The sequence below is a fragment of the Mesorhizobium sp. WSM4310 genome (assembly GCF_007003935.1).
Lineage (GTDB): Bacteria > Pseudomonadota > Alphaproteobacteria > Rhizobiales > Rhizobiaceae > Mesorhizobium.
This window is the reverse complement of sequence record NZ_VFTA01000009.1, coordinates 75,501-93,273: the sequence shown is the minus strand read 5'-3', so window position 1 is coordinate 93,273 and position 17,773 is coordinate 75,501. Positions and strand designations below refer to the sequence as shown.

At 64.1% G+C, this 17,773-nt stretch carries 20 protein-coding genes; 14 read left to right on the top strand and 6 right to left on the bottom strand.

Annotation, left to right across the window (positions count from 1 at the left end; genetic code table 11):
• Positions 1-92 precede the first annotated feature (92 nt).
• Positions 93-1,646, top strand: coding sequence for an acetolactate synthase large subunit (locus tag FJV80_RS12570; RefSeq protein ID WP_142876520.1), 1,554 nt, complete (start codon positions 93-95; stop codon positions 1,644-1,646).
• Positions 1,647-1,676: 30 nt separating this feature from the next.
• Here the strand turns inward: FJV80_RS12570 and FJV80_RS12565 are convergent, their stop codons facing one another.
• Positions 1,677-1,979, bottom strand: a complete 303-nt coding sequence (locus FJV80_RS12565) for a BolA family protein (RefSeq protein ID WP_142876519.1) — start codon at positions 1,977-1,979, stop codon at positions 1,677-1,679.
• 158 nt (positions 1,980-2,137) lie between these two features.
• Here FJV80_RS12565 and FJV80_RS12560 point away from each other — a divergent pair, with 158 nt between their 5' ends.
• The 5 genes from FJV80_RS12560 (at position 2,138) to FJV80_RS12540 (ending at position 7,275) form a co-directional block, all read left to right on the top strand.
• Positions 2,138-2,767, top strand: coding sequence for a J domain-containing protein (locus FJV80_RS12560; RefSeq protein WP_019861454.1), 630 nt, complete (start codon positions 2,138-2,140; stop codon positions 2,765-2,767).
• A 123-nt stretch (positions 2,768-2,890) separates the two neighbouring features.
• Complete coding sequence (cobS, locus tag FJV80_RS12555; RefSeq protein WP_142876518.1) at positions 2,891-3,877, top strand: cobaltochelatase subunit CobS; 987 nt, start codon at positions 2,891-2,893, stop codon at positions 3,875-3,877.
• 78 nt (positions 3,878-3,955) lie between these two features.
• Positions 3,956-4,342 carry a hypothetical protein gene (locus FJV80_RS12550; protein WP_246688953.1) on the top strand — a complete coding sequence of 129 codons (387 nt, stop codon included), beginning with the start codon at positions 3,956-3,958 and terminating at the stop codon, positions 4,340-4,342.
• A gap of 9 nt (positions 4,343-4,351) precedes the next feature.
• Positions 4,352-6,250 carry a cobaltochelatase subunit CobT gene (gene cobT, locus FJV80_RS12545; protein ID WP_142876516.1) on the top strand — a complete coding sequence of 633 codons (1,899 nt, stop codon included), beginning with the start codon at positions 4,352-4,354 and terminating at the stop codon, positions 6,248-6,250.
• A complete protein-coding gene (locus FJV80_RS12540; protein WP_142876515.1) occupies positions 6,247-7,275 on the top strand; it encodes an esterase-like activity of phytase family protein in 1,029 nt (342 codons plus the stop codon). The genes cobT and FJV80_RS12540 overlap by 4 nt, the downstream gene beginning before the upstream one ends.
• A gap of 67 nt (positions 7,276-7,342) precedes the next feature.
• Here FJV80_RS12540 and FJV80_RS12535 read toward each other — a convergent pair whose 3' ends face one another.
• The 3 genes from FJV80_RS12535 to rpmB all read right to left on the bottom strand — a co-directional run bounded on the left by FJV80_RS12535 (position 7,343) and on the right by rpmB (position 9,163).
• Positions 7,343-8,029, bottom strand: a complete 687-nt coding sequence (locus FJV80_RS12535; protein ID WP_142876514.1) for a spermidine synthase — start codon at positions 8,027-8,029, stop codon at positions 7,343-7,345.
• A 3-nt stretch (positions 8,030-8,032) separates the two neighbouring features.
• Positions 8,033-8,713: a queuosine precursor transporter gene (locus FJV80_RS12530; RefSeq protein WP_142876513.1), complete on the bottom strand. Its 681-nt coding sequence runs from the start codon at positions 8,711-8,713 to the stop codon at positions 8,033-8,035.
• 153 nt (positions 8,714-8,866) lie between these two features.
• On the bottom strand, positions 8,867-9,163 hold the full coding sequence (gene rpmB / locus FJV80_RS12525; protein WP_010911765.1) for a 50S ribosomal protein L28: 297 nt from the start codon (positions 9,161-9,163) through the stop codon (positions 8,867-8,869).
• 259 nt (positions 9,164-9,422) lie between these two features.
• Between rpmB and FJV80_RS12520 the strand changes: the two genes are divergently transcribed.
• The 3 genes from FJV80_RS12520 (at position 9,423) to FJV80_RS12510 (ending at position 11,879) form a co-directional block, all read left to right on the top strand.
• Positions 9,423-10,211, top strand: coding sequence for a DUF3108 domain-containing protein (locus tag FJV80_RS12520; protein ID WP_095787900.1), 789 nt, complete (start codon positions 9,423-9,425; stop codon positions 10,209-10,211).
• Between the two features lie 82 nt (positions 10,212-10,293).
• Positions 10,294-11,208 carry an EamA family transporter gene (locus tag FJV80_RS12515; RefSeq protein ID WP_095772247.1) on the top strand — a complete coding sequence of 305 codons (915 nt, stop codon included), beginning with the start codon at positions 10,294-10,296 and terminating at the stop codon, positions 11,206-11,208.
• A complete protein-coding gene (locus FJV80_RS12510) occupies positions 11,205-11,879 on the top strand; it encodes a lysoplasmalogenase family protein (RefSeq protein ID WP_095772248.1) in 675 nt (224 codons plus the stop codon). The genes FJV80_RS12515 and FJV80_RS12510 overlap by 4 nt, the downstream gene beginning before the upstream one ends.
• Here FJV80_RS12510 and FJV80_RS12505 read toward each other — a convergent pair.
• Both FJV80_RS12505 and gloB read right to left on the bottom strand, forming a co-directional pair.
• Positions 11,854-12,294 carry a cupin domain-containing protein gene (locus tag FJV80_RS12505; RefSeq protein ID WP_095787899.1) on the bottom strand — a complete coding sequence of 147 codons (441 nt, stop codon included), beginning with the start codon at positions 12,292-12,294 and terminating at the stop codon, positions 11,854-11,856. The two genes, FJV80_RS12510 and FJV80_RS12505, sit on opposite strands and share 26 nt — an antisense overlap.
• A 13-nt stretch (positions 12,295-12,307) precedes the next feature.
• The gene (gene gloB, locus FJV80_RS12500; RefSeq protein WP_095772365.1) at positions 12,308-13,075 is read right to left on the bottom strand and encodes a hydroxyacylglutathione hydrolase; all 768 of its coding nucleotides are present in this window, start codon (positions 13,073-13,075) and stop codon (positions 12,308-12,310) included.
• A gap of 141 nt (positions 13,076-13,216) precedes the next feature.
• Between gloB and FJV80_RS12495 the strand changes: the two genes are divergently transcribed.
• From FJV80_RS12495 to FJV80_RS12475, 5 genes are all read left to right on the top strand, one after another.
• On the top strand, positions 13,217-14,005 hold the full coding sequence (locus FJV80_RS12495; RefSeq protein WP_095772250.1) for a methyltransferase domain-containing protein: 789 nt from the start codon (positions 13,217-13,219) through the stop codon (positions 14,003-14,005).
• Positions 14,006-14,134: 129 nt separating this feature from the next.
• Positions 14,135-15,955 (top strand): ABC transporter ATP-binding protein/permease, encoded by a 1,821-nt coding sequence (locus tag FJV80_RS12490; RefSeq protein WP_142876512.1) that lies wholly within the window; start codon positions 14,135-14,137, stop codon positions 15,953-15,955.
• 87 nt (positions 15,956-16,042) lie between these two features.
• Positions 16,043-16,846 carry a DUF1194 domain-containing protein gene (locus FJV80_RS12485; protein ID WP_142876511.1) on the top strand — a complete coding sequence of 268 codons (804 nt, stop codon included), beginning with the start codon at positions 16,043-16,045 and terminating at the stop codon, positions 16,844-16,846.
• 139 nt (positions 16,847-16,985) lie between these two features.
• Positions 16,986-17,306 (top strand): DUF1330 domain-containing protein, encoded by a 321-nt coding sequence (locus FJV80_RS12480; protein WP_142876510.1) that lies wholly within the window; start codon positions 16,986-16,988, stop codon positions 17,304-17,306.
• Positions 17,306-17,773: a macro domain-containing protein gene (locus FJV80_RS12475; RefSeq protein ID WP_095793218.1), complete on the top strand. Its 468-nt coding sequence runs from the start codon at positions 17,306-17,308 to the stop codon at positions 17,771-17,773. The genes FJV80_RS12480 and FJV80_RS12475 overlap by 1 nt, the downstream gene beginning before the upstream one ends.

The following is a 17,773-nucleotide window of genomic DNA, read 5'->3' as shown; positions in this document are numbered from 1 at the left end:
CTGCGACTGGATCATGCCAAAAGCGGCGGCGGGATATTGCCGTGCGGACATCCCTAAGTGCAATTGGTCCTCATAACTTGGAGAAAAATTGCATGAATGGCGCCGATGTCCTGTGCGACGTGCTGCTGGCCAACGATGTGACGGTCTGCTTCGCCAATCCCGGCACCTCCGAAATGCATTTCGTTGCGGCACTCGATCGCAAGCCTGAGATGCGCTGCGTGCTTGGCCTGTTCGAGGGCGTGGTGACGGGCGCGGCCGACGGCTATGCGCGCATGACCGACCGCCCGGCAGCGACTTTGCTGCACACCGGTCCGGGCCTCGCCAATGGGCTGGCCAACATGCACAACGCCCGGCGTGCGTTCAGCCCGACGATCAACATCGTCGGCGACCACGCTTCCTATCATTTGCCGCTCGACGCGCCGCTCACCAGCGACATCGAAGGCCTGGCGGCGCCGATGTCCAACTGGGTTCGCCGCATCGCCGGGCCGGCCGATGTCCAGCTGGCCACGGAGGCGGCCTTCCGCGCCTCGCTGACGCCGCCCGGGGTCACGACGCTGATCCTGCCGGCGGATGCCGCCTGGGGCGATGCTGCCCCGGCCTCGCCGGGCAAGGTCATCCTTTCGCCGCCACCGGCCGTCGATAGCGACGCCGTGCGCGCGACCGCCGCGGCGATCCGTGCGGCTCCGGGCCGTGTCGGCATGATCGTTCGCGGGCGAGCGGCGCGCGCCGATGCGCTCGAGATCGCCGGCCAGATCTCGACGGCCTGCGATGTGCGCCTGTTCAGCGAGGTCCTGATCGCCCGGATGCAGCGCGGGCGCGGGCGCGTCGCGCCGACACGCATCCCCTATCCGATCGATGCGGCGACGGCGCTGCTGGCGGATATCGACGTGCTGGTGTTGGTCGGTGGCAAGGAGCCGGTTGCCTTCTTCGCCTATCCGGGAAAACCGGGACGGCTTGTGCGCGACGGCTGCCAGGTGCTGACGCTCGCTGCCCATGGGCAGGACCTGCATGCGGCGCTGGAAACGCTGCGCGACGAACTCGGCGTCAAACCATCGCAACCGACTGACTTCGCAACCGCTTTTCCCGACGAGGCCGCGCCGAGCGGCGGGCTGACGGAAGACGCCATCGCGCTGTCAGTGGCGCGCAAGCTGCCGGATAATGCGATCGTCTGCGACGAAGCAGTCACTTCGGCCCGGCGTTTCTTCGCCCTGTCGGCCTTTGCCGCGCCGCATGACTACCTGATGGGCACCGGCGGATCGATCGGCGGCGGCATCCCGATGGCGACAGGAGCGGCGATCGCCTGTCCCGACCGCAAGGTGATCAATCTGGAGGCCGACGGCAGCGGCATGTACACGGTGCAGGGCCTGTGGACGCAGGCGCGGGAAAATCTCGACGTGGTGACGATCGTCTTTTCCAACCGCACCTACGCGATCCTGCATGGCGAGATGAAGAATGTCGGCGTCAACGCGATCGGCGAGAACGCACGGCGCATGCTCGACCTCGATCATCCCGCGCTGGACTGGGTGTCGCTGGCCAAGGGCATGGGCGTGGAGGCGGCGCGCGCCGACACATGCGAGCGGTTCGACGCGCTGCTGGACAGCGCCCTGTCACGGCGCGGGCCGTTCCTTATCGAAGCAGTGATCTGACCGCGCCGCGGAGGGTCGGGGCGGATTGAGCTACCAGCGGATCTTTTCGCCGGGCGCCGCCGGTTCGATCGCCAATGCATGAACGCCGGCCTTCAGTTCGTCGGCGAGCAATTCGTTGACGGCGCGGTGGCGGTCGATGCGGCTCATGCCGGCAAAGGCGGACGAGACGACGCGAACGCGAAAATGCGTCTCGCCGGTGCCGTCATAGGCGCCATGGTGGTCCGAGCCATGGTGATGGTGGCCGGCGTGGAGATGGCTTTCGTTGATGATGACCAGCCGCTCCGGCGAAAATGCCTTGTTGAGCTTGTCTTCCATGGTCGCCTGTATGGACATTGCCGTCTCCGTTCACCACATATGGCTGGCGCGCCAGCCTGGGGGCCGCTATTGCGCAACTAAATCCGCCATTCGCCTGCTTTAAGCCGCGATTCAGCGGTTAGGGCGATGATCGCGAAAATGTCAATTCTTGTTTCGCATCTGCGAACGCCCCATAAATGGGTGAGATGAAGCCGTATCCCAAATATTTCGAGAAGATTCGCATCCGCCCGGAGAAGGATGCGGAGCTGAAGTCGCACTCGCCGATCTGTCAGTGGGACGGCTGCAAGGAGCCTGGCACCCATCGCGCGCCGGTGGGGCGCATGAAGGAGGGCGAGTATTTCCGCTTCTGCTTCGACCATGTGCGCGAGTACAACAAGGGCTTCAACTACTTCTCCGGCGTGCCGGACACCGAGGTCGCGCGCTTCCAGAAGGAGGCCATGACCGGCCATCGGCCGACCTGGAAGATGGGTGTCAACGGCGCCTCGACACGTTCGTCACCCGATATGGCGCAGATGCGCTCCGGCCGTGCCGGCTATTACAACCGCATGCGCGACCCGTTCGACCTGTTCAAGGGGCCGAAGGATCCGCGCGAGGCGCGCGAGCGCAAGGCCAAGCCGCTTGAGGCCAAGGCGCTGGAAACGCTTGGCCTTGATACAAAGGCGACTGGCAAGGATATCAAGGCGCGCTATAAGGAACTGGTGAAACGTCACCATCCGGATGCGAATGGTGGCGACAGAGGTTCGGAAGACCGGTTCCGCGATGTGCTGCAGGCCTATCGCGTGCTCAAACAGGCGGGCCTGTGCTGAGCGACCCTACGGTTTGTGTCGCTTTCCAACTTTCATAAGGTTGGAAAAGGCTCTAAGACCGCCCCCGAACAAAATCGATTGCCGGCGAAACGGGACGTTTCGCCCGTGGAGACGTTGAGAGATATGAACAAGGTCGATCGCGACATCGCCAACCTACCCGACACGACGGTGTCGGTGAAGGACAAATTCGGCTTCGACTCCAAGATGGTGGTTCCGGCCTATTCGGTGACATCAGAACATGTGCCTGACGTCGATCCCGACTATCTGTTCGACAAGGCAACGACGCTGGCGATCCTGGGGGGCTTTGCCTACAACCGCCGCGTCATGGTGTCGGGCTATCACGGCACCGGCAAGTCGACCCATATCGAACAGGTCGCCGCCCGTCTCAACTGGCCCTGCGTGCGCGTCAATCTCGACAGCCATGTCAGCCGTATCGACCTCGTCGGCAAGGACGCTATCGTCGTCAAGGACGGGCTGCAGATCACCGAATTCCGCGACGGCATCTTGCCCTGGGCCTACCAGCACAATGTCGCGCTCTGCTTCGACGAATATGACGCCGGCCGTCCGGACGTGATGTTCGTCATCCAGCGCGTGCTGGAATCGTCGGGCCGGCTGACGCTGCTCGACCAGAGCCGGGTCATCCGTCCGCATCCGGCCTTCCGCCTGTTCTCGACCGCCAACACGGTCGGCCTCGGCGACACGACCGGCCTCTATCACGGCACGCAGCAGATCAACCAGGCGCAGATGGACCGCTGGTCGATCGTCACCACGTTGAACTACCTGCCGCACGACAACGAGGTGAACATCGTGCTGGCCAAGGCCAAGCACTATCGCGACAACAAGGGCAAGGACATCGTCAACAAGATGGTGCGCGTCGCCGACATGACGCGCTCGGCCTTCATCAATGGCGATCTGTCGACCGTGATGAGCCCACGTACCGTCATCACCTGGGCCGAGAACGCCGAGATTTTCGGCAATATCGGCATGGCGTTCCGGCTGACCTTCCTCAACAAGTGCGACGAGCTGGAGCGCTCGGTGGTGGCCGAGTTCTACCAGCGCGCCTTTGGCGAGGATCTGCCCGAGAGCGCCGCCAACGTGGTGCTGGGGTAACATCACTCCATGGGAACAACCCGTCGGACGTTCCTGTGGAGTTTTTCAATCCTCTGCTTTGGTCTCGGACAGGCAGCCATGGCCCAGGATGAACCATTCAAGCCCGGGCAGATTTGGACGTATCACGGAGCGACGCCGATATCCTCGCGGGTGATCATAGGCGCGGTCGACAATCTGGAAGGTGAAGATCAACCGGTCGTGTCGATTTCAATCACCGATGCGCCGATACCGAATGGCGGAAAGCCGCTGCAAACTGTTCCCCACCTCCCTATAGCGGCCAACCAGCTTAGGGAGAGTGTGGTTGGGCTTGAGGGGACTGGTACAATTCCAGATGGCTTCGGCCATGGATATGGTCTGTGGAGACAGGCATATGACAGTGGGAAGGGCGGTTACTTTACAATCTCGGTGGAAGAGATTGTTGGCCTCCTCCGCTCTCAGCTTGGTCAACAGCCTGTGGCGAAATAGAGATAGATAATGGCGGGTCCGGGCGACAACACGCGCAACAAGTCGAACACGGGGTCTGAAGCCGACAGCTTCAAGCGCGCCGTCACCGTCTGCATGCGCGCCATTGCCGGCGACAAGGACATGGAAGTCGGCTTCGCCAAGGACAGGCCGGCGCTCGCCGGCAGCCGGGCGCGCTTGCCGGAACTTCCGAAGAAGGCATCGAAGACCGATATCGCGATTACCCGCGGCCTCGGCGATTCCATGGCGCTGAAGCGCGCCTGCCATGATGCGCGCATCCACACCAAGCTGGCGCCGGAAGGCAAGGCGGCGCGCGCCATCTATGACGCGGTCGAGCAGGCCCGTGTCGAGGCGATCGGCAGCCGCGCCATGCAGGGCGTTGCCGACAATATCGGCTCGATGCTGGAGGACAAATACGCCAAGGCCAACCTTGTCGACGTCAAGGACAAGGCCGACGCTCCGATCGAGGAAGCGCTGGCGCTCATGGTGCGCGAGAAGCTGACCGGCCGGGCGGTCCCGAAAAGCGGCGAGCGGCTGGTCGAGCTCTGGCGTCCCTGGGTTGAGGAAAAGGCCAAGGCTGACCTCGACGGCCTGTCGGCCAAGCTCGACGACCAGCAGGCGTTCGCCCGCGTCGTGCGCGAGATGCTCGCCTCCATGGAGATGGCCGAGGAACTCGGCGACGACCAGGAGACGGAAGATTCCGAGGACAATGACGACAACCAGCCGCAAGGCGAGGAGCAGAGCGAGGAGGGCGGGGAAGACGATTCCGGCTCCGAGCAGTCGCAGTCCGAGGACGCCGAGGCTTCGGCCGATGACGAGCAGTCGTCCGAGACGGAAGCCTCCGACGCCACCGCCGACGATCTGTCCGATGACGACGATGCCGACGCCGAAACGCCCGGCGAGGCGCGCCGCAACGACAACCCCTTCACCAATCTGCCGAAGGAAATCGACTACAAGGTCTACACCGCCGCTTTCGACGAGACGGTCGGCGCCGAAGAGCTTTGCGAAGAGGAAGAGCTCGACCGGCTGCGCGCCTTCCTCGACAAGCAACTGGCCAATCTGTCTGGTGTCGTCGGGCGGCTGGCCAACCGGCTGCAGCGCCGGCTGATGGCGCAGCAGAACCGGTCGTGGGATTTCGACCTGGAAGAGGGCTATCTCGACCCGGCGCGGCTGGTGCGCGTCGTCATCGACCCGATGCAGCCGCTGTCCTTCAAGCAGGAACGCGACACCAAATTCCGCGACACGGTGGTGACGCTGGTGCTCGACAATTCGGGCTCGATGCGCGGCCGGCCGATCACGGTCGCCGCCACCTGCGCCGACATTCTTGCCCGTACGCTGGAACGCTGCGGCGTTTCGGTCGAGATCCTCGGCTTCACCACGCGGGCGTGGAAGGGCGGGCAGGCGCGCGAGAAGTGGCTGAAGGACGGCAAGCCGCCGAACCCCGGCCGCCTCAACGATCTGCGCCACATCATCTACAAGTCGGCCGACCATCCGTGGCGGCGGGCACGGCGCAATCTCGGCCTGATGATGCGCGAAGGCCTGCTCAAGGAAAACATCGATGGCGAGGCACTGCTGTGGGCGCACAACCGCCTGATCGCCCGGCCCGAACAGCGCAAGATCCTGATGATGATCTCGGACGGCGCGCCGGTCGACGATTCGACGCTTTCGGTGAATCCCGGCAATTATCTCGAACGCCATTTGCGCGCCGTCATCGAGCTGATCGAGACGCGCTCTCCGGTGGAACTGCTGGCCATCGGCATCGGCCATGACGTTACGCGCTATTATCGCCGCGCCGTCACCATCGTCGATGCCGAGGAACTGGCCGGCGCCATGACCGAGCAACTGGCCTCGCTGTTTGCCGAGGAAAGCGCGCGCGACACGCGGCGCGGCGGCATGCGGCGCGCCGGATGATCCTTTCGCGCGGCGGGTTTCGGCAAACGCTCTTCGCCGCCATCGCCCTGTTCGCCGGCGTGGCTTCGGCGCCAGCCGGTGCGGTTGGCTCGGCCTCGGTTGAACCCATCGAGGTTTCGTCCCGCCCGATCACCGAGTTCCGCATTGGCCGGACCGACAAGCAGTTCGGCTCGCTCGAATTCGTCGGCGGGCTGGAAATGACCTCGAAATCGCGTGATTTCGGCGCGCTGTCGGCCCTCCGCTTTCTGAAAGCGGGCAGCGATTTCATCGGCGTGGCCGACACCGGCTACTGGTTTTTCGGCACGGTGGCCCGCGATGCCGACAGGCGGCCCGTGGGCATCCAGAACTTCCGCATGCAGCAGATGGTCGACCAGGGCGGCCAGCCGATCGACGAGAAATGGGAAGTCGACGCCGAAGGCCTTGCGGTCAAGGATGGCATCGCCACCGTCGGCTTCGAGCGCAACCACCGCGTCGCCCAGTTCAAGATCGATCCGACTGATATGAAGGCGCCGTACCGGCAGCTGGATTTCCTGGTGCCGGCGCTCGAGCTGCGCCAGAATCGCGGCTTCGAGACCGTTACCCATGCCAATGCCAACGGCCAGCATCAGGGCGGTCTGGTCGTGGTGTCAGAGAAAAGCCTCGACAGAGCCGGCAACATCTACGCCGCCATCATCGAAGGGCCGCACAAGGGCGTCTTCACCGTCAAGCGCAACGGCGACTTCGACATCACCGACGGCGCCTTCCTGCCGGACGGCGACCTTTTGCTGCTGGAGCGCAGTTTCACCATGGCGGGCGGGCTCAAGATGCGGCTGCGGCGCATCCATGGCGAGAGTGTCGAGAAGGGCGCCGTCGCCGACGGACCCGTGCTGCTGGACGCCGACATGGGCTACCAGATCGACAATATGGAAGGTCTCGACGTCTGGACGCGCGATGACGGCGCGGTGATGGTGTCGCTGATCTCCGACGACAACCACTCGATCCTGCAGCGCAACCTCTACCTGGAATTCGTCCTGCACCAGGACTGAGAAGCGGTCCAACTGCCAAGCTGAAGCGTTTTCAACGGCGGGTTCGGTTTGGGCGGATTCGATCTGGTCAGGCGCCTTCCCGGGAGCCGTTGGTGGCGATCCAGATGACGTGGCGCGCGCCGCGCTTGCCGTTGGCGCGCTTGTTGACCTCCTCCACGGCGAAGCCTGCCTGCTTCAGCCGCCGCGTGAAGCCGCTGTCAGGTCCTTGCGACCACACCGCCAGCACGCCGCCCGGCTTGAGGGCCGTGCGTGCGGCGCCGAGGCCCGCGAGGCTGTAGAGCGCGTCGTTGCCCTTGTGGACGATGCCTTCGGGGCCGTTGTCGACGTCGAGCAGGATGGCGTCCCAGGTCGCGGACCCAGACCGGATCAATTGCCCGACATCGGTCTCATGGATGGCGACGCGGGGGTCGTCGAGACAGCCGCCAAACACCTCCGCCATCGGGCCGCGTGCCCAGGCGACGACCGCCGGCACCAGTTCCGCGACAACGATGCCGGTATCCTTGCCAAGTTCGGCCAGAGCGGCGCGCAATGTAAAACCCATGCCGAGGCCGCCGATCAGGATCCTCGGCTGGCGATGGCCCGCAATCCTTTGGCACGACAGTTTCGCCAGCGCTTGCTCGGAGCCGCTGAGGCGGCTGTTCATCAGTTCGTTGGTGCCGAGCATGATCGAGAATTCGCTGCCGCGACGCTTGAGGCGAAGTTCCTGGACACCATCCCCGGTCTTTGCCGAATCGAGGTGAACCCAGGGGATCATGGTTTAAACGGCCAGCGCCGGCTGGCTCCAGCGAGCGGCGAGCAGCCGATAAGGGATGAGCGCGACCACCGCGATGATCAGCTTCACCGAGAGATCGCCCAGCGCCCAGGAAACCCAGCGCATGGCCTCGACGTGGAAGACGCCCATCAGCGGCGCCGTCTCGAGCGCGAAACTGTCGTTCGGGCCCGCAAAAGCGAAAGCGGCCGAGAAAGCGACGGTGAAGAACACCATGGTGTCGAAGACCGACCCGACCAGTGTGCCGACGATCGGCGCGCGCCACCAGCTCTGCCGGCGCAGCCGGTTGAACACGGTGACGTCGAGCAGTTGCGCGGACAGGAACGCCGCGCCTGAAGCGGCTGCGATGCGCACCAGTCGGGCGGCCGCAGTCTCGAATTCGATCAGGCCATGGCGAAACAGGAAGGGCGGGACAAGGATCGAGCAGACCACCGCCGTCATGAAGCCGACGAAGACTATGCGGCGCGCCACGGCAGGGCCATAGCGGCGGTTGGCGAGGTCGGTGACCAAGAAGGAAAAGGGATAGGTGAAAGCCCCCCAGGTCAAAAGGTCGGCCAGCGACAGGCCGCCGATCTGGCCCTGCATCGGGAACTGTACGAGAATGTTCGATGCCACGACGACAAGCGCCATGGCGACCACGAAGGGCAGATATCGCGAGAGGGAAGTCATTTTTTTATCCTGGGTAATGGAACCAGAGGAGCATCATGCCCATCGGGCGCTGCTCGCTTCGTAGTCGAGCACCGGATTGTCGAACCTTGCGGATCCATCCGATGCTCAAGGCCAACAAAGTTGGCCCGGGCGGTCCCCCGCCTTTATACGATGTCAGGCAGCGACCTGTTCGGCCAGCTTCTTGGCAATCTGCTTCTTCAGCAGGCGCGCGCGCTGCGACAGCTCCTTGACGTCGGCCTTGGCCAGGAAGGCGTCGAGGCCGCCGCGATGTTCGACCGAACGCAGCGCGTTGGCCGAAATGCGCAGGCGCACATTCTGGTTCAGCGCTTCCGAGATCAGCGTCACATTGACGAGATTCGGCAGGAAGCGACGCTTGGTCTTGTTGTTGGCGTGGCTCACATTGTTGCCGGTCTGGACTGCCTTGGCAGTGAGTTCGCAGGTGCGGGACATAATTCTAACCTTCAATTCTCTCGGGACCTGCCAAACCTTTGTGCCCACGCCGGGTGGCGCGCGGTTCTGGTCAGGCGGCCTTATGGAAAAAGTTGGCGTTCCATAGTTGCATTTCACCGGGGCGTCAAGCTCCGGCTTCGCCACGGAAGCGCCCGGCATTTCATATTAAGGCCGGATTTCATCCTATAAGCGGTCTCATAGGGACACGCCAGACCGGAGTCGCCCGCCTCCGGCCGAAAATCAAGGACCCGATCCCGCCATGCTTCGTTTGTCTCACGCGCTTGTTGCCGTGCTCGCCGTCGCCTTGCCGTCCGCCGCGTCGGCTGCCTCGCCGCAGTCGTTCAAGGGTGAGTACACGGTGTCATTCCTTGGTCTCTCGATCGCGAAATCGACCTTCTCCAGCCATTACGAGAACGGCGCCTACGCGATCGAAGGTAGCGTGACGGCTGCGGGCCTCGCCAAATTATTCGACGACACGCGCGGCACGGTCTCGTCGAAGGGCACGATTTCCGGCAAGAAAATGGTGCCCCAGGCGTTCCGTGCCGATTATACCTCCGGCAAGAAGGTGTCGGCGATCGACATTCGCTTTGCCAACGGCGCCGTCACCTCGACGCAGGTCATCCCGGCGCCTGGCAAGCGCGATCCCAACGACTGGGTGCCGATCGGCGCCGGCGACCTGGCATCGGTACTCGATCCGATGGCCGCCACCGTCATCCACGCCGACAGCCTCGATCAGGTCTGCGGCCGCACGGTCAAGTTCTATGATGGCGAGATGCGCGCCGACCTGACGCTGACCTATGATTCGAAAGGCACCATCTCAGTGCCGGGCTACAAGGGCGACACCATCACCTGCCGGATGGGTTTCGAGCCGGTGGCCGGCTATCGCAAGGGCCGCAAGGCGCTGAACTATCTCAGGAACAAAAGCCGGATGATGGTGACGTTTGCACCGCTCGGCCAAACCGGCGTATATGCGCCGATCCACGCTACGGTAGGGACCCAGATCGGTCCGCTGACCATAAGCGCGAGACGGTTCGAAGCAGTCGAGTAATCTTACGCAATTTCGGGGCGACCACCGCCACGCGGTTTCCCGAGATTGTGGTGGGCGCCTCGGTGCGCCGTCGGGGGCAGGAATGGGGCGCGCAACACTGATCGGTTTTTCAGCGGTCGCCATGTGGGCGCTTCTGGCGCTGCTCACCGATGCGTCCGGCAAGGTGCCGCCGTTCCTTTTGTCGGCGCTCACCTTCTCGATCGGCACCGGCGTCGGCCTTGTCGCGCGGTTGTTCATGCCGGCCGCCGAGAGGAGCCAGAAAATACCGCCGCAGGTCTGGCTGATCGGTATTGCCGGCCTGTTCGGCTACCACTTTTTCTATTTCACAGCGCTGCGCAACGCGCCGGCGGTGGAGGCGAGCCTGATCGCCTATCTGTGGCCGCTGCTGATCGTGCTTGGCTCCGCCCTTATGCCGGGCGAAAAACTGGCGTGGAACCATGTCGTCGGCGCGTTGCTCGGCCTGGCCGGCACCGTACTGATCGTCACGAAGGGCGGCGGGCTGGCCTTCGATGCGCGCTACGCCTTCGGTTACGCCATGGCGGCCGTCTGCGCCCTGCTCTGGTCGTCCTATTCGCTTTTGTCACGGCGCTTTCCCTCGGTGCCGACCAGCATCGTCACCTGGTTCTGCGCGGCGACCGCCGTGCTGTCGCTCGTCTGCCATCTGGCGCTGGAACAAACCGTTCTGCCAAATGGCGCGGGCCAGTGGCTGGCCGTGCTCGGACTTGGCCTGATGCCGGTGGGTGCGGCCTTCTATGCCTGGGACATCGGCGTCAAGCGCGGCAACATTCAGGTGCTGGGCGCGGCAAGCTACTTGGCGCCGTTGCTCTCGACGCTGGTGCTGATTGCGGCCGGCGTTGCCGAGCCGTCGCTGCGTATCCTCGCCGCCTGCGTGCTCATCACCGGTGGCGCGGCCCTGGCGGCGAAGTCGCTGTTCCTGCGCAAGCCGGCCCAGGCCGAGAGCCAAGCCAAGGCATCCGAAAGCGGAGCTGCGGCATGACGATGCCGTTTGCCGGCGGCATCGACGCCAATGCCAATGCGACGCTGATCTTCTCGCTGGTGGCGGCGGTGATCTATGCCTTCACGCTGGGCATGCCGCCGAGCCTCGCCCGCTCCGCGGCCAAGACGCTCGCGGTCGCGATGCTTGCCGTGCTTTCGGCGCTGCAAAGCGGCCCGCTGCTGCTGGTCGCGGCCCTTGCGCTCAGCGCGGTGGGCGACGCGTTCTTGTCGCGCGACGGCGAAAAGGCGTTTCTCGGTGGGCTCGCCAGCTTCCTTGTCGCCCACATCGTCTACATCGCGCTGTTCCTGCGCAGCGGCGGCGGGTTGGGACTGCTTGGGGCCGAGCCCTGGCGCGGGGCGATCGCGCTGGCACTGGCGGTGTTCGTCATCGTCATGCTGGCCGCGCTCTGGCGCCGTGTCGGCCCCGGCCTGCGCGTGCCGATCGCCATCTATGTCGTGGCGATCCTGGCGATGGGCATGGCGGCGCTGACCACCAACAGCGCCTGGGTCATCGGCGGCGCGGTGCTGTTCATGGCATCGGACGGTCTGCTGGCCACCGAGAAATTTCTGGTGGCGGCCATCTCGCCGCATCGCGCCTGGATGCGTTTGGCCGTCTGGGTGCTGTACTACGCAGCCCAGCTTGGGATTACGCTGGGGTTCCTGCTGGGTTAGGATTCCAGCCCGGCTCGGCCAGTTCGAAGGCGGCGAAATCAAAGCCCGGCGCGACGGTACAGCCGACCAGCGTCCATTCGCCCAGGCTGCGCGCCGACTGCCACCAGCCCGCCGGCACGACGATCTGCGGCCGTTCGCCGGCCGCGAGGCCGATGCCGAGCACCTGCTCAATGACGGCAGCGCCTTCTTGCCACATCGACAGCGCCAGCGGCGCGCCGGCATGGAAATGCCAGACCTCGGCTGCGTCCTTGACCCGATGCCAGGCCGAAAGCTGGTGCTGTTCCAGCAGGAAATAGATGGCGGTCGAATGGCCGCGCGCTCCGCCGGCCTCGTCACGAAAGGTTTCCGCGTACCAGCCGCCTTCCGGATGCGGCTTCAGTCCGAGGGTGGCGATGATTTCTGCTGCGCTGGTCATCGGTCGGAGCTGCTCAGAAATTGTCCTTGCGCTTGCGGATCTCGGCGAACACCTCGGCGTCCCCGGCCTTTTCCATGCCGAGATGCTTGCGGATCGCCGGATCGTGCCAGCGCAGGAAGGGATTGGTCGACAGTTCCTCGCCGACCGTCGTCGGCAGTGTCGGCTTGTTGTCGACCCGCAGTGCCTCGATCCTGGCGGCGCGCTCCTTCAAGGCCGAATTGGTCGGGTCGACGGTCAGCGCGAAACGGGCGTTGGCGAGCGTGTATTCATGGCCGCAATAGATCGTCGTCGCGGCGGGAAGGGCTGCGAGTTTCTTCAGCGAGTCGTACATCACCGGCGGCTTGCATTCGAACAGCCGCCCACAGCCCAGCGCAAACAGCGTGTCGGCGGTGAACGCCACCTGCGATGCCGGCAGATAATAGGAGACATGGCCGGCGGTATGGCCGGGTGTGGCGATCACCTCGATGCGCTCGTCGCCAAGATGAAGGACGGAGCCCTCCTCGACGGTTTCGTCGATGCCGGGGATCTTGGCCTTTTCCGCCTCCGGGCCGACGATGCGCAGCTTGAAGCGCTCCTTCAGCGCCAGATTGGCCTCGACGTGGTCCATATGATGATGCGTGGTCAGGATCATCGTCGGCGTCCAGCCGGTGCGCTTGATCGCGGCCAGGATCGGCGCTTCCTCGGGCGCGTCGATGATCGCCGTCTGCCCGCTTTTGGGGTCATGCACCAGCACGCCGAAATTGTCGCTCCGGCACATGAACTGTTCGATTTCGACCGCCATCTCGGCTTTCTCCATTGTCGCCGCAGACATAGGGCGCCAGCGCGGGAATGTCATCCAGGGATGTCGAGTAACATCTCGTGACGCGGACCTCTTTCGAGGCCTTTTGTTGAAACACGCCGATATCGCGGCTACATCCCTCACATGCATTCCGACATCGTCGACCTTCGCTCCTTCTATTCGACAACGCTTGGCCGGTTCGCCGAGCGTTCGATCACCATGGCACTGTCGTCGATATGGGCGGCTGTCCCCAATGAACGGCTGGTCGGGCTCGGCTATACCTTGCCCTGGCTGGAGCGTTTCGGCTCCGATGCGGAGCGGGTCTTTGCCTTCATGCCGGCGACGCAGGGTGCCGTGGTCTGGCCGGCAGCCGGGCCGACGGCGACCGCTTTGGTCTTCGACGAGGAGCTGCCGCTGGTCGATTCCTGCATCGACCGCATGCTGCTCGTCCATTCGCTCGAACATGTCGAAAATCCGCGCGAGACACTGAACGAGATCTGGCGGGTGCTGTCGCCCGCGGGGCGCGTCGTCATCGTCGTGCCCAACCGACGCGGTGTCTGGGCGCGCTTCGAGCACACACCGTTCGGCAATGGCCGGCCGTTCTCGCGCGGGCAACTGACGGAACTGCTGCGCGAGGCGAATTTCACGCCGGCCGCCTGGTCGGATGCGCTGTTCTTCCCGCCATCGCGGCGGCGCTTCATGATGCGCTTCCACAATGTGCTGGAGCGCGCCGGCCGGCGGCTGTGGCCGATCTTTTCGGGCGTCATCGTCGTCGAGGCGCAGAAGCGGCTCTATCAGGGCGTGCCGGTCGCCCAGCGCGCCTCGCGCCGCGTCTTCGTGCCGGTGCTGTCGCCGCACGGCGCGACGCGGCTCGGCCGCCGGGCCGAGGCGACAGGCGGGGCCATGCCGTCTCGCCAGGTGAAACCTTCGTGATCGTGCTAGAAACGCGCGCGGCGCGTCCCTCCTCGACCTATCTGTCGTGGTGAACCCGCGACCCGCCTGATATGCGGATGCCGTCATCATCCGGTTTCAGCATCGCACCTGAACGCAAGGACCTCTGACATGGCTGATCAACTTGACAATCAGGCCACCGTTCAGCCGGTCGCCGTCGAGGCCAGCAGCCTGCGTGATCAGGTTGCGACGATCAGGCGGGCGCTGGTGGTGTCGCCGGTTCGCAAATGGCTGCTGTGGACGTCGGTCGGCATCATGGCCGTCATCATCGCGACCTCGATCGGCCAGGTTCTGCTCAACCGCTGGAACCAGCCCTTCTACGATGCGCTGGCACGCCGCGACATGGCGGCCTTCGTGCACCAGCTCCTTGTCTTTGCGATGATCGCCGGCGGGCTGCTGGTGCTCAATATCGGCCAGACCTGGCTCAACCAGATGATCCGGCTGAAGCTGCGCGAGGCGCTGACGCTCGACCTGATCGACCAGTGGATGCGGCCGGCACGCGCCTTCCGGCTGGCCAATGCCGGCGCCATCGGCGTCAATCCCGACCAGCGCATGCAGCAGGATGCGGCGCATCTGTCCGACCTGTCGACCGATCTCGGCGTCGGGCTCCTGCAGTCGCTCATCCTGCTCGTGTCCTTCGTCGGCGTGCTGTGGGAACTGTCTTCGGGCTTCGTCTTCCACATCAACGGCTGGTCGCTGGCCATACCGGGTTACATGGTCTGGGCGGCGTTCCTCTATGCCGGCACCGCCTCCTGGCTGAGCTGGCTGGTCGGCCGGCCGCTCATCAAGCTGAACAGCGACCGCTACACACGAGAGGCGGAGCTGCGCTCCTCGATGGTGCGCGTCAACGAGAATGTCGATGCCATCGCGCTGTACCATGGCGAGGCCGACGCCAGGCAGCGGCTCGAACTCGACCTCGGCACGGTGCTCGGCGCCATGCGGCGCATCTATACCGCGCAGATCAACCTGTCCTGGGTGACCGATACCTATGGCTGGATCACCGTCGTGGCGCCGATCCTGGTTGCCTCGCCCGTCTATTTCTCGGGCGATATCAGCTTTGGCGGGCTGATGATGGCGGTCGGCGCCTTCAACCAGGTCCATTCCTCGTTGCGCTGGTTCATCAACAATATCGGCAGCATCGCCGATTGGCGGGCCACGCTGATGCGTGTCGCCGACTTCCGCATCGCGCTCGATGAAACCGATGTGCTGCACGACACCGAAAGGCGCATCACCTTCGATCAGAACGCCAATGGCAGCCTGACGTTCGAGAAGCTCCAGGTGGCCTCGCCGGAGGGCTGCACAAAACTCTCCGAGCAGCATGTCGAGATCCGCGCCGGCGATCGCGTGATGATCACCGGCGAACCCGGCGCCGGCAAGACGCTGTTCTTCCGCGCCATTGCCGGGCTGTGGCCCTGGGGCAGGGGAAAAATCGGCCTGCCGGCCGGAGAACCCCTCATCTTCGTGCCACGCGTGCCGTATTTGCCGGCCGGCACGTTGCGCGACGTGCTCAATCACGCCAACGGGCATGCGCCCGCGAGTGACGCCGACATTGCGGCGGTGCTGGCCGAGGTTGGCCTGGAACGGCTGTCGTTCTCGCTCGACCGCGTCGGGCGCTGGGACCATGAACTGGGCGATGACGAACAGCGCTTGCTGGGCGTGGCCAGGCTCGCCTTGCGGCAGCCGAAATGGGTGATCATCGACGAAGCCATGGATGCGTTCGACGGCCCCTCGCTGCGGCGTGTTCTGGCGATGCTGGAAAAGCATCTGAAGGGCGCCACGATCATCAACATCGGGCGCGGGCAGCACAATATTCAGTTCTTTCCACGCGGCCTGACGATCGTCAAGGATTCCGGTGCGCCAGCGCTGAAGCCCGCCCACGTCAGGGCCGGCGCCATCGATCCGCCGCCGGTCGCGGTCCGCCGCAAGAAGTAGGGCCGTTTCCCGCACTCTCGCTGCAAGCTTTATTTCGCCGCGATCGCGAAGGAAGATTTCCCCGAGAAACAAAACTTGGCGGTGGCGATGCTTGATGCTCTGCGCCTGCTTGCCTGTCTTGCCTGTGTCCAGCCAACGCCCGTTGCCTCGCCATCGGGTGCGCTGGCTGTCGACGTCGAATTGGTGTTGGCGGTCGATATATCCCTGTCGATGGACGAGAAGGAATTCGCCCTGCAACGCGCCGGCTATGTCGAGGCGCTGCGCCATCCCGACTTCATCCACGCCGTCCGGTCCGGCAATACCGGCCGCATCGCGATTGCCTATTTCGAATGGGCCGGCACGGTGCGCGACGACGCGGTCATCGACTGGCAGATCATCGATGGCGCGCAAAGCGCCAACAGCTTTGCCGACAAGGTGGCGGCGCGCCCGTTCCGGAGTTTTCGCGGCACCTCGATTTCCACGGCAATTGCCTTCGGCACAGGGCTGTTCGGCAGGACGAATTTCGCCAGTGAGCGCAGCGTCATCGATATATCGGGCGATGGCCCCAACAATATCGGGCCGCCGGTCACCGCGACGCGCGATGCGGCAACCGCAAAAGGCATCGTCATCAACGGCCTGCCGATCCTGATCAATCCATCGCCCACCTTCAAGCATCTCGACCAGTACTATGCGCAGTGCGTGACCGGCGGACCCGGCTCTTTCGTGCTGCCCATCCACTCGGCTGCCGAATTTTCCACCGCCATCCGGCGCAAGCTGATCCTCGAAGTGAGCGGTATTCAGGACAAGGCCAGGATCATCCCCGTCGACGCGGATGCGCCGATCGACTGCCTGCAAGGCGAACGCGACAGGCGGTTCCTTTCGGATCCGTATTTTCCGGAACTCGACCGGTGAAAATGCGCAAGAGCGCCTGTCGCCGGCCGTCGAAGGCGCCGATTCCATTACCTCGGGCGTAATCGCTTTGTGTCAGGTGTTCCGGCAGATTGCCCTGGCGAGGCCGGTTGGTCGGTCTCGATGCAAAGGGAGTTACGTCATGACCGCTTACGCCATCGCCCATATGCGCCAAGTCACGATGGGTCCGCAGATCGTCGAGTATCTGCACAGGATCGATGCCACGCTGGAGCCTTTCGGCGGCCGTTTCCTGGTCCATGGCGGCGATGTGGAGGTGATCGAGAACGACTGGCCGGGCAACCTCATCGTCATCGAATTTCCTGACCGCCAGCATGTGCGCGAGTGGTATGCTTCGCCCGCCTATCAGGCGATCCTTTCACTGCGCACCGATAATTCGGACTCCGACGTAATCATCGTTGACGGCATCGAGCATCCGCACAAGGCTACCGATGTGCTTGGCTGATGGAACTGCCCATGCGGACGATTCGTGGCGATCTGTTGCAACTTGCGCTCGACGGAGAGTTCGACGCGATCCTGCATGGCTGCAATTGCCAATGCCAGATGGGCAAGGGCATTGCCCTTTCCATCAAGCAGCGGTTTCCAGAGGCCTACGCCGCGGATATCGCGACCGTGAAAGGCGACCGCTCCAAGCTGGGTACTATCTCGGTTGCCGAGATCCGGCGCGAAGATCGAAATTTCCACGTCATCAATGGCTACACCCAGTTCCATTGGCAGGGCCAGGGCGTGAAGGCTGACTATGGCGCCATCCGCAGTGTCATGAAGGCGGTCAAGGCTGGATTCGCCGGCCGGAGGATCGGCTATCCCAGGATTGGCGCGGGTCTGGCGGGAGGCGATTGGGCAACGATTGCTTCAATCATCGATGAGGAGCTTGCGGACGAGAACCACCAGCTGGTCGAATACGCGCCGTAA

Bases quoted from the DNA above. Each gene is read 5' to 3' on its own strand.
- FJV80_RS12480 (WP_142876510.1), top strand. From the start codon at position 16,986: ATGACCGCTTACGCCATCGCCCATATGCGCCAAGTCACGATGGGTCCG.
- FJV80_RS12505 (WP_095787899.1), bottom strand. From the start codon at position 12,294: ATGACCAGCGCAGCAGAAATCATCGCCACCCTCGGACTGAAGCCGCAT.
- FJV80_RS12560 (WP_019861454.1), top strand. From the start codon at position 2,138: ATGGGTGAGATGAAGCCGTATCCCAAATATTTCGAGAAGATTCGCATC.
- FJV80_RS12550 (WP_246688953.1), top strand. From the start codon at position 3,956: ATGGCCCAGGATGAACCATTCAAGCCCGGGCAGATTTGGACGTATCAC.
- FJV80_RS12530 (WP_142876513.1), bottom strand. From the start codon at position 8,713: ATGACTTCCCTCTCGCGATATCTGCCCTTCGTGGTCGCCATGGCGCTT.
- FJV80_RS12495 (WP_095772250.1), top strand. From the start codon at position 13,217: ATGCATTCCGACATCGTCGACCTTCGCTCCTTCTATTCGACAACGCTT.
- rpmB (WP_010911765.1), bottom strand. From the start codon at position 9,163: ATGTCCCGCACCTGCGAACTCACTGCCAAGGCAGTCCAGACCGGCAAC.
- FJV80_RS12475 (WP_095793218.1), top strand. From the start codon at position 17,306: ATGGAACTGCCCATGCGGACGATTCGTGGCGATCTGTTGCAACTTGCG.
- FJV80_RS12520 (WP_095787900.1), top strand. From the start codon at position 9,423: ATGCTTCGTTTGTCTCACGCGCTTGTTGCCGTGCTCGCCGTCGCCTTG.
- cobT (WP_142876516.1), top strand. From the start codon at position 4,352: ATGGCGGGTCCGGGCGACAACACGCGCAACAAGTCGAACACGGGGTCT.
- FJV80_RS12565 (WP_142876519.1), bottom strand. From the start codon at position 1,979: ATGTCCATACAGGCGACCATGGAAGACAAGCTCAACAAGGCATTTTCG.
- FJV80_RS12490 (WP_142876512.1), top strand. From the start codon at position 14,135: ATGGCTGATCAACTTGACAATCAGGCCACCGTTCAGCCGGTCGCCGTC.
- FJV80_RS12515 (WP_095772247.1), top strand. From the start codon at position 10,294: ATGGGGCGCGCAACACTGATCGGTTTTTCAGCGGTCGCCATGTGGGCG.
- FJV80_RS12485 (WP_142876511.1), top strand. From the start codon at position 16,043: ATGCTTGATGCTCTGCGCCTGCTTGCCTGTCTTGCCTGTGTCCAGCCA.
- cobS (WP_142876518.1), top strand. From the start codon at position 2,891: ATGAACAAGGTCGATCGCGACATCGCCAACCTACCCGACACGACGGTG.
- FJV80_RS12510 (WP_095772248.1), top strand. From the start codon at position 11,205: ATGACGATGCCGTTTGCCGGCGGCATCGACGCCAATGCCAATGCGACG.
- FJV80_RS12540 (WP_142876515.1), top strand. From the start codon at position 6,247: ATGATCCTTTCGCGCGGCGGGTTTCGGCAAACGCTCTTCGCCGCCATC.
- FJV80_RS12570 (WP_142876520.1), top strand. From the start codon at position 93: ATGAATGGCGCCGATGTCCTGTGCGACGTGCTGCTGGCCAACGATGTG.
- FJV80_RS12535 (WP_142876514.1), bottom strand. From the start codon at position 8,029: ATGATCCCCTGGGTTCACCTCGATTCGGCAAAGACCGGGGATGGTGTC.
- gloB (WP_095772365.1), bottom strand. From the start codon at position 13,075: ATGGCGGTCGAAATCGAACAGTTCATGTGCCGGAGCGACAATTTCGGC.